The following is a 12,508-nucleotide window of genomic DNA, read 5'->3' as shown; positions in this document are numbered from 1 at the left end:
CCACAGAGCCTGATTTTTGCTAAAGTCCATCAGTTATCGATTTTCTACCTGAGACTGACTTTGAGTACCGAAGACCAGACCCTGCCAGTTGATTCACATGCTGCTCCAGAGCAGGCAACTGAAGAACAGACTGTGGTGGCAGAAACGCCTGTCATCGCCCATTTCTCCGAGCTGGATATCAACGATCGTCTGCTTAAGGCTATCGATGAGCTGGGCTTTGATACACCAACGGAAGTTCAGGCCAAAACTATTCCTGTCGCCCTGACTGGCGCCGATATGCTGGTGAGCGCGGAAACCGGCAGCGGTAAGACAGCAGCCTTTATGCTGCCGATTCTGGATCGCTTCCATAAGAACAAGTCTCCGAAGTCCAATACCCGGGCACTGGTATTGGTTCCAACCCGTGAGCTGGCCCGTCAGGTTCTCCAGCAGGCAGAGGTACTCGGCAAGTTCACCTTTATTACCTCCGGGATGATCGTGGGTGGTGAAGATTACAAAGCCCAGATCAAGCTGCTGCGTAGCAATCCTGAGATTCTGGTAGCGACCCCTGGTCGTCTTCTGGAACACCTGAACAAGGGCGAAGTCGATCTTTCCGATCTGGAAGTACTGGTTCTGGATGAAGCCGACCGTATGCTGGATATGGGTTTCAAGGAAGATGTACTGACCATCGCCGAAGCCTGTAAGAAAGACCGCCAGACCTTCCTGTTCTCAGCGACTCTGAAGCAGAAAGGCATGCGCCATGTGATCAAGCAGGTACTGCGCGAGCCGCAGGAGTTACTGCTCAACACGGCGCAGGATCAGCACGGCAGCATTACCCAGCAGATGATTCTGGCTGATGATCCTGAGCATAAAGCGCGTCAGGTTCTGTGGCTGCTGAAGAATGAGACCTACACCAAGGCCATTATCTTCACCAATACCCGTGAGATGACCAATGTCCTGAACACGGTTCTGCGTCGGGAGCAGGATCTGCGTGTCAGCTCCCTGCACGGTGAGATGATTCAGCCTGATCGTAACCGGGTGATGATGCTGCTCCGTGAAGGCAAGGTGAATATTCTTGTCGCAACTGACGTTGCTGCCCGTGGCCTGGATATTCAGGGTGTTGATCTGGTGATCAACCTGGATATGGCGCGTAACGGTGATGACTATATCCACCGTATCGGTCGTACTGGTCGTGCCGGTCAGAAAGGTACAGCGATCAGTTTGATTGGTCCTAACGAGTGGAACCTGGCAGCCGCTATTCAGCGTTACCTGCAGGTTCAGTTCGAGCGTCGTGCTATCAAAGGGCTGGAGGGTCACTACAAAGGCCCTAAGAAAGTGAAGGCCAACGGTAAAGCGGCTGGCCCAAAGAAGAAAAAGAAAACCGCTGCTGACAAGAAAGGTGCACCGAAGAAGGTCGCCAGGCCTAAGAAGCCGGCTGCCAAGAAGCCAGCCTCTCCAGCGCGTGCCCGCCCTGCCGGTGTTGATACTGGCTTTGAGCCGCTGCGCCGCAAGAAAACCCCTGCCTGAGTTTCGTAGTATTCCTCTTTACAGGGCTGATCTTCTGATCAGCTCTGTTCTCCATAAGCCTAAAAAACACTATACCTAAAGGTTATAAACGTCAGGACTAAACTGTACGTATAGCCTTCAAACGAATAAAAACTGGCTCAATGCCAGAAGTGAGTTTGGCGATGTATGTACACGGATGTATTCGCCCATGGCTCTCCGCTTTACTCTGGTGTGTTTTGGCAACAGCGTTTCTGGGGCTGACTCTCTCCGGCTGTAGCACCTCTCCTCTGCCCAGTGGCCATAAGCGCAGTCATACCTCCTGGACCAACTTTGGTGAGGCTAAAAAGGCCTACGACAAAGTGATTGTCGGCAAGAGTGACTTCAGAGAGTTGAAGGAGCTGGGCTTTGATCCCTTCTCTATTCCGAACGTGAAGCGTCTTACCTATCTGGATGTCATCAACTTCTTTATGCCCAACCCCGCCATTCAGGTGGATCAGCTCGCTCCGGGGCTTCAGCAATGTATCTTTGCCAGAGCACGATGCTTTGGCGTGGAAGCCTGGCCCAAGGTCAGAAACAAGAAACGCTACGGCAATGTGATGCTCGATCTGATGGATTTCCAGAAGAATGAGGAGATTACCGGCTGGGAGTTTCGGTCCGTTATTGTTCTAGTGGACAACCGCGTGGTGTTCAAAATCTGGAGTGGAACGCCGCAGATTCTGGAATACAACGATGAGAGAAATCCCCTTGGTCCGATACAGGGTGCCAGCGACTACTTCCTCGATTGAGTAATTACCCCGGTTAAATATTGATCTGACGCAAAAACTCGTGACTTCTCCAATAATTGCTTATTTTTTGATCGTGTTTTTTGTAAGGAAGTTGGGTGGAAAACTTACGACCCCTGTAAACCTGTGTTAAGGTTCGCAGCTGTTTTTCGGAACATCCATCACATCGCTGTTACGCCAACAGGACCGGGTTATGAGTGAAATACTCACACAATCCCAATTCATACGATCCCACAAAAACAAACAGTCCGTTACTGGCGTAGCTGTTGGTCTGGCTGCTATCAATCAAGCCCAGACCTGTCTTCCGGAGGCCGCAGATCTGACCGGTTGTCAGAATGCGTGTCGCCAAGCTCTTAAGTTAACTTATTTCCTACAGAAGGATTGACCATGTCTGTACTGAATATGACCGACCTGGACCTTTCCGGAAAGCGCGTGCTTATTCGTGAAGATCTGAATGTACCTGTCAAAAACGGCAAGGTAACCAGCGATGCCCGTATCCTCGCTTCTCTGCCAACCATGAAGATGGCTATGGAAGCAGGTGCCAAGGTTATGGCCACTTCTCACCTGGGTCGCCCGGAAGAAGGCGTTTACTCTGAAGAAGCTTCCCTGAAGCCAGTGGCTGATTACATCAGCAACCTGCTGGGTAAGGAAGTACGTCTGATCAAGGACTGGCTGGATGGCGACTTTGAAGTCGCTGAAGGCGAACTGGTTATCCTGGAAAACGTGCGCTTTAACAAGGGCGAAGGTAAGGATGATGTCGAGCTGTCCAAGAAGATGGCTGCCCTGTGTGACATCTATGTAATGGACGCTTTCGGTACTGCTCACCGTGCCCAGGCTTCTACCCATGGCGTTGGTAAGTTCGCTCCTATCGCTTGTTCCGGTCCGCTGCTGTCTGCTGAACTGGACGCACTGGGCAAGGCTCTGAAAGCCCCTGCCAAGCCGATGGTGGCTATCGTTGGTGGCTCCAAGGTTTCTACCAAGCTGACTGTTCTGGAATCCCTGTCCACTGTCTGTGATCAGCTGATCGTAGGTGGCGGTATCGCCAACACCTTCCTGGCTGCTGCCGGCAAGCCGGTTGGTAAGTCCCTGTACGAAGCAGATCTGATTCCTCAGGCCAAGGCCCTGATGGAAAAAGTGAACATTCCTCTGCCTATCGATGTAGTTGTTGGTAAGAAGTTCGACGAGAACGAGCCAGCGGTTATCAAGATGGCTGACGACGTAGAAGACGATGACATGATCTTCGACGTGGGCCCTCAGACTTCCGAGCTGTTCGCCAACATCCTGAAGGATGCCCGTACCATCGTTTGGAACGGCCCGGTTGGTGTATTTGAATTTGATCAGTTCGGCGAAGGCACCAAGTCTCTGTCCATGGCGATCGCTGAGTCTCCAGCATTCTCCATCGCTGGTGGCGGTGACACCCTGGCCGCCGTAGACAAGTACGGTATCAAGGATCAGGTTTCCTACATCTCCACTGGCGGCGGTGCCTTCCTGGAGTATGTAGAAGGCAAGACGCTGCCAGCAGTTGCCATGCTGGAAGAGCGTGCAGGCTGATTAACGTAAAGGCAGGTTGCTGGCGCAACCTGCCTTTTTGATTTATCTATCTCCCAAACCCTTGGAAGGACAAACAAATGTCTAAGATTCTTGATCTGGTGAAACCAGGCGTTGTTACTGGTGACGACGTTCAGAAAATCTTTGAAGCCGCCAAAGCAGGCAAGTTCGCTCTGCCTGCGGTTAACGTTGTGGGTACTGACTCCATCAACGCTGTTCTGGAAGCAGCGGCCAAGGCCAAGTCTCCGGTAATCGTTCAGTTCTCCAACGGTGGCGCGACTTACTTCACCGGAAAGGGCATGAAGGAAGAAGGCCCTAAGGGTGCTCTGGGCGCTATTGCTGGTGCCAAGTACGTGCACGCTGTTGCCGAAGCCTATGGCATTCCTGTGATCCTGCACACCGACCACGCTGCACGTAAACTGCTGCCTTGGATCGACGCTCTGCTGGACGCTGGTGAAGAGTTCTACAAGCAGACTGGCAAGCCACTGTTCTCTTCCCACATGATCGATCTGTCTGAAGAGTCTCTGGAAGAAAACATCGAAACCTGTGCTGAATACCTTAAGCGCATGGCCAAGCTGGACATGACTCTGGAATTTGAACTGGGTTGCACCGGCGGCGAAGAAGACGGCGTAGACAATACTGGTATGGACAGCTCCATGCTGTACACCCAGCCAGAAGATGTTGCTTACGCTTACGAGAAGCTGAGCGCTATCAGCCATCGTTTCACCATCGCAGCGTCCTTCGGTAACGTTCACGGCGTTTACAAGCCAGGTAACGTTCAGTTGACTCCAAAGATTCTGGATAACTCCCAGAAGTACTGCTCCGAGAAATTCGGTCTGCCGGCCAAGTCTCTGAACTTCGTATTCCACGGTGGTTCCGGTTCTACTCAGGCGGAAATTGAAGAAGCTGTTTCCTACGGCGTAGTGAAGATGAACATCGACACTGACACCCAGTGGGCGACCTGGGAAGGTGTTCTGAACTACTACAAGAAGAACGAAGGCTATCTGCAGGGCCAGCTGGGTAACCCGGAAGGCGAAGACAAGCCAAACAAGAAATACTACGACCCACGTGTATGGCTGCGTGCTGGTCAGGAGTCCATGATTGCTCGTCTGGAGCAGGCTCACCGTGATCTGAACAGCGTAGACGTTCTGTAATACGCTTGACGTGATCCTCAAGGCATCCGCTTTACGGCGGGTGCCTTTTATTTTGTCTTCAAGCTTTTCTTAAGATCATTCTTCAGGTCATTCTTCAGATCGTGCAAGTCTGCCGTGATTGCATCCAGCTTCTCCTGCATCTGGTTGATTTCCAGTTCCAGCTTTAGGTTGATCTCATACACAGAGTCCTGCTTCACCCTGTCTTTAGAGGCATGGGTATTCTGGGACATCATAATAATGGGTGCCTGAAAGCCGGACAGGATCGATAAGCCAAGGTTCAGCAGGATGAACGGGTAAGGATCAAAGTGAAAGCCATTGGTCAAGGCAATCACATTGATCGATATCCAGATAGTGACAAACAGGCAAAACAGTCCGATAAATATCCACGAGCCGCCAAAGGTGGCAACCGTATCCGCTACTCTGTCACCCAGACTCTTTTTCTTCTCGAACGTGTGATTAATATTTTTACTGATGGTTTTCTTACTGGCGACGCTGGCCAGCACTTTGCTCTTGCTGGTTTCAGCATCCAAACGCGAGACTGGAGCAAGAATTCTTTCGAGAAAGTGTCCATATTTGCGTTTCATACAACTGATACCTTTTACCCGGCAGAGCACCACTTTATATTAGGGGCTGTTAAGACATTTCTGTTGATCAATCTATGAAACCGCAAAGACCTGTGCCCGATGGCCAGCGCCTGCAGCAATTCAAGAGTGGGCTGGAACCACTATCTGTAAACAGCACGCTTCCTGACCATCTGGAATATTACCTGGATGCCTACGGCCTGAATTTTCAGAAGGATTTTGCCGGGCTGACATACCACTGCGGTTACCTCACGGTTGATGCCAACCAGCTGTTTTGCCAGACATGGATACAACCGGATAACACCAAAGGCACCATGTTTATTCTGCATGGTTACTATGATCATGCAGGTCTATACGGTCATGTGATTCGATTCTTTCTGGAGCAGGGCTATTCAGTCTTTGCCTTTGATGAACCCGGGCATGGTTTGTCTGATGGTGCGCCGGCTAATATTGAAAGCTTCTCCCACTATACGACGGCCGTAAGGCAATGCTTGAACTGGGCTGTAGAGCATCATCTCCCGCAACCGTTCCATCTTTGTGGTCAGAGCATGGGCGGTGCAATTATTACTGAACTTCTGGTTGCCGAAGAGTGTGGTCGGGAAGAGTTTCCACTCGATAAAGTGATACTTCTGGCACCGCTGATTCGGCCATTGTCATGGCGTTGGGGCTGGGTTCAGTATCAGTTTATTCGTCACTTTGTTAAGCAGATTCCCCGCTCTCCTTCACGTAGCTCTAGCGATCAATCCTTCCTGAGTTTTCTGCACAAAGAACCGCTGCAGCATCAGATTCTGCCTGTCGGCTGGGTTGGTGCCATGAGCCGCTGGATTAAAAATATTGAGAAGGTGCAGTCCGCCTGTGACTTTGATGTTTTGATTGTGCAGGGGCAGCAGGATGGTACTGTCGACTGGCAGCATAATATGCCGATTTACCAGCGGTTGTATAAGTCCGCCAAGATCCACTTTATCCCTGAAGGCCAACATAACCTTGCGAATGAAAATGAGGCTATACGCAAAGGCTTCTTTGACTGGCTTGCGGTTGAGTTAAAGGGTTAATTAGGGGCTGTGGGCGTTTCAGGCGACCTTTTGGGGAAGCAGGCTTGCAAAGGCACGGAAAATAAAATCGCCGGTTGCCGGGTCCGGGTTCTTAAGGGTTGCCGATGCCTTGGGCTGAATCTTCCGCCAGCTGTGTTGGCTGGTGAAATTCACCAGATCCTCATGACTCTGGGCAGAACAGAGCTGTTCGACAACCTGCTGCGAAAGATGCATGAGGCTGGATTGCAGACTTAAAGAGTCAGTTTGTACCGGGCAGTCTTCTGCTGGCAGACCAGTGCATTGGGCCCAGTAGTTCTGATAATCGGGCAGGGCCTGAAAGATCAGTGAGTAGAACACCTGAATGTGCTTATGCATGGCATGATTCTGCTGCTGGCGGGTGCTGCGCAGGATGGTTGCCGCCAGAGGCTCTGGATGTTTGTCTTCTGTCGTGAGGCTCTGTATCAGGTTTAACAACAGGCCGTAGTCCAGACAGTTTTCCTGATAAAGGCTGGCAAGCGCCGCACCAATCGCCTTCATGCCTGAATTCTGAAGTATGCCCGGAAGAACCGCCCGTATGCTGGCTGGCTCGTTGCTGCGAGCAAGCAGCATGGCGTATTTGGCTGCTGCTTGTGTTGAGAGTGCGGGAGGCTGGCGACCGAAGAGCAGCAATACACTGCGCTTCTGTTCCCGCGATAAGGCGCTGAGCAAAAGCTCGATAGTCTCCGGTGTATCGGATATCAGTGAGATTAATAACTGGTTTTGGTTGGCACGGGTATCTTCCGAGAACAGTTGCAGAACTTTGTCTGAGGTTAGCAGGCGTTTGATCTTGCGGGTATTGGCAGGTTTTCCGGGGCCGATGGCAGAGGCTTCAAGGCCCAATCGGTTTATCAGAACATCAAGCAGAGGTGTCTTGGTAATACGAGCCATCAGACGCTCCCAGAGCGGAGCCTGAGCCAATGGCTGGTGCCTGGCGCTGCTTCCCTCTTCCTCTGGTGAGTCCTTTGCCACTGTCTGGCCCTTTTCGCATCTTCCCTGATCAGGTTTACGGCCAGAGCGACGCGAATCTTAGTCCTCTGGTAAAACCAGTCGGCCTTTGAAGTGGCTGTTCAGGTGGTTTTTCAGCTCACCCATATTGGCTGCAGGCACGGAGAGTTGCAGCTGAAGGTTGATGCCGTATTCAGTGTTGAGCAGAACCGCGCCATGTAACCCGCTGATATGCTGGATATCGTTGAGCTGATCGTATTCACAGGTGAGTTGAAGATCATCGTGGGGGACTTTCAGTTCAGTGGTGAGCTGCTGAACCGCAGCACCTGCACCGCCACCATAAGCCCGAACCAAACCTCCAGTGCCGAGCTTGATGCCGCCATAATAACGAACGACCACGGCGCAGACTTCGCCACAGCCTGAGCCTTCAAGTCGTGCCAGGATAGGCTTGCCTGCGGTCCCGCTGGGTTCGCCATCATCGGAGAAGCCCCATTGCTGGGCATCATTGGGGGCACCGGCGATAAACGCCCAGCAGTGGTGGCGGGCATCCGGGTGTTCTTCTTTCAGGGATTGGATAAAAGCCTGTGCCTCTTCCCGGCCGGTTGTGCGGGCCAGGTAGGTGATAAAGCGACTTTTTTTGATGATTTCTTCAAAGATGACGGGAGCGGCAGGAACGGGATAAGCGGTTCTGGTCATATAGCTACTCAAAGAAATAAGCCCGGCACAGTGGAAACTGTCCGGGCTTATTCAACAGTAATCTCAGCGGGAGAGCCAGAGATTATTTAGCAGCAGACTCTTTCATAGAGCGCTTCATGGAGCGATCAGCCCATTCCATAAAGCGAACGCGGGTATCGTGGTCAGCCTGCTGGAACCAATAGTGCAGCATCTGCTCAGACATCAGCACATCACCGATGCGAGTTTGTACACCGCCTTCTTTAGGCAGGCTGGTGCTTTCGTTGTTCATCATGGCCAAAGCAGCAAATGGTGCGCGGGACTCGATAGCACCTTCATGACCGGTGGCATTAAATTCGCGCAGTTCGTTCACCAGATCACGGCTGATCTGCATGCCTTCTTTTTTCAGCTGAGCCAGAGTGAATGGCACAGCTTCACCTTTGCTGTTGGTCAGCTTGAATTCCGGGTTGTCGTCGAACTTCTTGGCAGCCTTTAGGTTTGGCAGGTTGGCAGACGTCAGTTTGATGGTTTCATCGCCTTGATCTGCGAAGGTCGCGACATAGTATTCAGAGCCATACATCTCATGACCGCCAGGAGTGCGGAAACTGTCGTAAATACGGAAAACGATCTGCTGCTCACCTTCTGGAAGCACAACGTCTTTAGGACGTCCAAACACGCTTTCTTGGTTATGCTTCTGGCCGTTAACAACGGCAAGTTCGATATTGCTGTTGAAGGTCAGGTTGGCAGCAAGGGCTGGCGTTGACAGAACGACGGCTGCCAGAGTCAGGATACGCCCGAATTTCATCGCTTACTCCTGGAGTGAATTGGGTGTTGGATCAGGAAATGTCTGTCCGCGTAAGCCTGTGAGGGCTGGCGAAAGGTGTAGGGATTCTCCCGAATCAATGCCGGATTTTGAAGCGTAAATGAGAGCAAACAGAAGTTTTAGGTACATGTCCTTAGTTGAATGTTTCAACAGAAGTGAAAAAACTAAAAGACTATTGACCTGCAACAAGCATGGTTTTCAGTTCCTCAACTATAGTTGATTTTAATCAGCTCACTCCAACTTCCGAGCTGATAAATGCCCCTGCTTATAGGGATGCTTCTGACCTCAGAGAAAGCTCTGCATCTTCAGTAGACACCAAAGCGACAGGGCGATTTTGTGGCACGCAAGTCACGACTTGCTAATAGCATGGTTCTGTCGTTTGGAATCACGGGCTGTACCAATGACCCAAGATGTAGAAACTTCGGCTGTAAACTCTTCTGTGAGAGACGATGTCGCTCTGTGGCGACACACCTTCAGCGATGATGACCGCAAAGTAATCCGTTCTATGGAAACCATAGTAGACGGTATTGCCAGTGTATTTGGTTCCTTCTGTGAAGTTGTCCTGCACTCTCTGGAAAACCCGGGCCGTTCCGTTGTCAAAATCGCCAACGGAGTAACAACCGGTCGGGATATCGACAGTCCAATTACTGCTGAAGCGCTTAAGCAGCTGCATGAAATTGCTCATCAGGAAGGCTCTGACATTCGCCATACCTGCAAGCGCACCCCTGAAGGTCAGTTGTTCAAGTCAACAAGCATGGTGATTCGTAATGCCCAGCAGCAGCCTGTTGGCATGCTGTGCATCAATATCAACATGAGCGTATCGGCCAGCGATTTTATCCAGGCCTTTGCCTTGGAAGGTAATAATACCGTACCGGTGACCGGGCATTTTCCAGCCAGCGTTGATGATCTTGTGGAAAGCACCGTAGACCGCACTATTGCTGAGATTAACAGCAACCAGCAGTTGTCTAACAAGGTCAAAAACAAACATATCATCATGTCCCTGTTCGAGAAGGGCATTTTTGATATCAAGGAAAGTGTGCCTCTCGTGGCGAGGAAACTGGGTGTCTCCCGGCACACGGTTTATCTTTACATTCGCCAGCGCAAACTCGGAGAAGGTTGATACCTTCAGTAATTCAGACAGCTCCGGTGGGTGATCGTTCTTCTGGAGCTAACTGCAGTATCTGGATAGTGACTCGATCATGCATACTTTTTACGTAGCACCAACCCACTACGGTGTTGGTCTGACATCTGTCGCACTCGGCCTTGTTCGCGCCCTGGATAAACTGGGTTGCCGCGTTCGTTTCTTCAAGCCCATTGCCCAGACTGCTTCCAAAACCGGTCCTGAACACTCCGTGGAGATGGTGCGTGCCACCATGTCCCAGCCTACCGTCGATCCTATTACCTTCCGTCGTGCAGAAGACCTGTTGGGCGCCAACATGCGCGATGTGCTGATGGAAGAGATCGTCAGCAACTTCGACCGTATCAGCTCTGGTGCCGACTGCATCATTGTTGAAGGTATGGTTCCAACCCGTGATGCGCCTTACCTGGGTCGTCTGAACGCGGAAATCTCCAAGACCCTGAACGCCAAGGTTATTCTGGTGGGTCAGGCTGAAGAACACGAAACCCTCCGTGACGTAACCGACCAGCTACATATCGCTGCCGATATGTTTGGCGGTCTGGATGGCAAGCACATCCTTGGTTACGTAATGAACAAGCTGAACGCTCAGACTATTGATGCTGTTGGTGGCGGCGAAGGTATCTTCGACCCACTGCCTGGTCTGGAGCGTGTTGCTGCCCTGCCTTTGGGTTATATCCCATGGCGCAGCGAGCTGTCTGCCGTTCGTACCAAAGACGTTGCCGACGAACTGAACGCCGAAGTGCTGTTCTCCGGTGACATCGCCACCCGTCGTGTGACCCGCTGCGTACTCTGTGCCCGCACTGCTGCCAATATGAGCCACCTGCTCAAGCCTGGCGCACTGGTTGTTGTTTCCGGTGACCGTGATGACGTGATCCTGGCTGCCTGTATGGCTGCCCAGAACGGCGTACCTCTGGCCGGTATTCTGATTACTGGTGACATGCGTCCTGCTGAAGGCATTCTGTCTCTGGTTGAACGCTCTCTGCACGAGTCCGGCCTGCCGGTGCTGATGGTTGAAGAAGGTTCCTTTGAAACCGCGACCCGTCTGGATCGTATGAGCTCTGCCGTACGTTCTGATGATCTGGAACGTGTTGAGCTGGTGATGGAAGCGATTGCTGAGCACATCAACGTAGAAACCCTGCGTAACCTGATTAGTGTGGACAGTGAGAAGCGTCTGTCCCCTCCAGCATTCCGCTACCAGCTGATGCGCAAGGCGCAGGCAGCCAACAAGCGTATCGTTCTGCCGGAAGGTGATGAGCCTCGTACCATCAAGGCTGCCGCTATCTGTCAGGAACGTGGTATCGCCAACTGTGTACTGCTGGGTAAGCCGGAAGTTATCCGCTCTGTTGCAGAAGCTCAGGGTATCGAGCTGCCGGAAGGTCTGGAGATTCTGGATATGGACGAAGTCCGTGGCCAGTACATTGGGCCTATGGTTGAGCTGCGTAAGAGCAAGGGTTTGACCGAGCCAATGGCAGAAGCCCAGCTGGAAGACACCGTTGTTCTCGGCACCATGATGTTGGCAGAAGGCGATGTTGACGGTCTGGTTTCCGGTGCGGTTCACACCACAGCCAACACCATTCGCCCTGCATTCCAGCTGATCAAGACCAAGCCGGGTGCAAGCAACGTATCTTCCATTTTCTTCATGCTGATGCCGGATCAGGTTCTGGTTTACGGTGACTGTGCCGTTAACCCGGATCCAACGGCTGAACAGCTGGCTGATATCGCAATTCAGAGTGCTGACTCTGCCGCCGCTTTCGGTGTTGAACCACGCGTTGCGATGATCAGCTACTCCACCGGTACTTCCGGTATCGGTGCAGACGTTGAGAAGGTGCGTGAAGCGACCGAAATTGCCAAGTCCCGTCGTCCGGACCTGATCATTGATGGTCCTCTGCAGTACGACGCTGCCTCTGTTGAAGATGTAGCCAGCAGCAAGGCGCCAGGCAGTTCCGTTGCCGGTAAAGCGACAGTATTCGTATTCCCGGATCTGAACACCGGTAACACCACTTACAAGGCTGTGCAGCGCAGCGCCAACGTATTAAGTGTTGGTCCTATGCTGCAGGGTCTGAATAAGCCTGTTAACGACCTGTCCCGTGGTGCGCTGGTGGACGATATCGTCTACACCATCGCTCTGACTGCGATTCAGGCTCAGGCTGAAGAAGATGCGAAGAACGCGTAAGCGTTCTTCCATCAAAAACTTGTAACGAGTTTTAAAAGCTTCTTTTTTAAAGTGGCTTAAAGGATGTGGACGCCGGTGACGGGAGCGGGAGGATGCTGCCAGCGCTGGAACCACGTTATTGATAACCCTGTATTCGATAC

11 protein-coding genes are annotated in these 12,508 nt (G+C 51.9%); 7 read left to right on the top strand and 4 right to left on the bottom strand.

Annotated features, from left to right (window positions below; genetic code table 11):
• Positions 1 to 60 precede the first annotated feature (60 nt).
• The 4 genes from EHSB41UT_RS10445 (at position 61) to fbaA (ending at position 4,966) form a co-directional block, all read left to right on the top strand.
• Positions 61 to 1,503 (top strand): DEAD/DEAH box helicase, encoded by a 1,443-nt coding sequence (locus tag EHSB41UT_RS10445; RefSeq protein ID WP_341350349.1) that lies wholly within the window; start codon positions 61 to 63, stop codon positions 1,501 to 1,503.
• Between the two features lie 140 nt (positions 1,504 to 1,643).
• Complete coding sequence (locus tag EHSB41UT_RS10440) at positions 1,644 to 2,267, top strand: hypothetical protein (RefSeq protein ID WP_133060468.1); 624 nt, start codon at positions 1,644 to 1,646, stop codon at positions 2,265 to 2,267.
• A 384-nt stretch (positions 2,268 to 2,651) separates the two neighbouring features.
• Entirely contained in the window at positions 2,652 to 3,815 is a 1,164-nt protein-coding gene (locus EHSB41UT_RS10430; protein ID WP_087109488.1) for a phosphoglycerate kinase, read from the top strand.
• 77 nt (positions 3,816 to 3,892) lie between these two features.
• Positions 3,893 to 4,966, top strand: a complete 1,074-nt coding sequence (fbaA, locus tag EHSB41UT_RS10425; protein ID WP_087109487.1) for a class II fructose-bisphosphate aldolase — start codon at positions 3,893 to 3,895, stop codon at positions 4,964 to 4,966.
• Between the two features lie 47 nt (positions 4,967 to 5,013).
• On the opposite strand, the gene EHSB41UT_RS10420 is transcribed toward fbaA, so the two are convergent.
• A complete protein-coding gene (locus EHSB41UT_RS10420) occupies positions 5,014 to 5,550 on the bottom strand; it encodes a DUF1003 domain-containing protein (protein ID WP_087109485.1) in 537 nt (178 codons plus the stop codon).
• 74 nt (positions 5,551 to 5,624) lie between these two features.
• Between EHSB41UT_RS10420 and EHSB41UT_RS10415 the strand changes: the two genes are divergently transcribed.
• Complete coding sequence (locus tag EHSB41UT_RS10415) at positions 5,625 to 6,599, top strand: alpha/beta hydrolase (RefSeq protein ID WP_087109483.1); 975 nt, start codon at positions 5,625 to 5,627, stop codon at positions 6,597 to 6,599.
• A gap of 18 nt (positions 6,600 to 6,617) precedes the next feature.
• Here EHSB41UT_RS10415 and EHSB41UT_RS10410 read toward each other — a convergent pair whose 3' ends face one another.
• From EHSB41UT_RS10410 to EHSB41UT_RS10400, 3 genes are all read right to left on the bottom strand, one after another.
• Positions 6,618 to 7,586, bottom strand: coding sequence for a hypothetical protein (locus EHSB41UT_RS10410; RefSeq protein WP_087109481.1), 969 nt, complete (start codon positions 7,584 to 7,586; stop codon positions 6,618 to 6,620).
• A gap of 57 nt (positions 7,587 to 7,643) precedes the next feature.
• Positions 7,644 to 8,258: a YigZ family protein gene (locus EHSB41UT_RS10405; protein ID WP_087109479.1), complete on the bottom strand. Its 615-nt coding sequence runs from the start codon at positions 8,256 to 8,258 to the stop codon at positions 7,644 to 7,646.
• Between the two features lie 82 nt (positions 8,259 to 8,340).
• Positions 8,341 to 9,039 (bottom strand): YccT family protein, encoded by a 699-nt coding sequence (locus EHSB41UT_RS10400; RefSeq protein ID WP_087109477.1) that lies wholly within the window; start codon positions 9,037 to 9,039, stop codon positions 8,341 to 8,343.
• Positions 9,040 to 9,457: 418 nt separating this feature from the next.
• Between EHSB41UT_RS10400 and EHSB41UT_RS10395 the strand changes: the two genes are divergently transcribed.
• A complete protein-coding gene (locus EHSB41UT_RS10395; protein WP_087109475.1) occupies positions 9,458 to 10,177 on the top strand; it encodes a helix-turn-helix transcriptional regulator in 720 nt (239 codons plus the stop codon).
• Between the two features lie 79 nt (positions 10,178 to 10,256).
• A complete protein-coding gene (gene pta, locus EHSB41UT_RS10390) occupies positions 10,257 to 12,368 on the top strand; it encodes a phosphate acetyltransferase (protein WP_087109473.1) in 2,112 nt (703 codons plus the stop codon).
• Positions 12,369 to 12,508: the final 140 nt, after the last annotated feature.

This window comes from Parendozoicomonas haliclonae (genome assembly GCF_900174585.1).
In the GTDB taxonomy this organism is placed as follows: domain Bacteria; phylum Pseudomonadota; class Gammaproteobacteria; order Pseudomonadales; family Endozoicomonadaceae; genus Sansalvadorimonas; species Sansalvadorimonas haliclonae.
Note: the sequence above shows the minus strand (reverse complement) of the source record. Positions and strands in the feature narration are given on the sequence as shown.

What these genes read in the sequence shown, in the direction of transcription:
- EHSB41UT_RS10440 (WP_133060468.1), top strand. Translation starts at nt 1,644, where the DNA reads ATGCCAGAAGTGAGTTTGGCGATGTATGTACACGGATGTATTCGCCCA.
- EHSB41UT_RS10430 (WP_087109488.1), top strand. Translation starts at nt 2,652, where the DNA reads ATGTCTGTACTGAATATGACCGACCTGGACCTTTCCGGAAAGCGCGTG.
- fbaA (WP_087109487.1), top strand. Translation starts at nt 3,893, where the DNA reads ATGTCTAAGATTCTTGATCTGGTGAAACCAGGCGTTGTTACTGGTGAC.
- EHSB41UT_RS10420 (WP_087109485.1), bottom strand. Translation starts at nt 5,550, where the DNA reads ATGAAACGCAAATATGGACACTTTCTCGAAAGAATTCTTGCTCCAGTC.
- EHSB41UT_RS10415 (WP_087109483.1), top strand. Translation starts at nt 5,625, where the DNA reads ATGAAACCGCAAAGACCTGTGCCCGATGGCCAGCGCCTGCAGCAATTC.
- EHSB41UT_RS10405 (WP_087109479.1), bottom strand. Translation starts at nt 8,258, where the DNA reads ATGACCAGAACCGCTTATCCCGTTCCTGCCGCTCCCGTCATCTTTGAA.
- EHSB41UT_RS10400 (WP_087109477.1), bottom strand. Translation starts at nt 9,039, where the DNA reads ATGAAATTCGGGCGTATCCTGACTCTGGCAGCCGTCGTTCTGTCAACG.
- EHSB41UT_RS10395 (WP_087109475.1), top strand. Translation starts at nt 9,458, where the DNA reads ATGACCCAAGATGTAGAAACTTCGGCTGTAAACTCTTCTGTGAGAGAC.
- pta (WP_087109473.1), top strand. Translation starts at nt 10,257, where the DNA reads ATGCATACTTTTTACGTAGCACCAACCCACTACGGTGTTGGTCTGACA.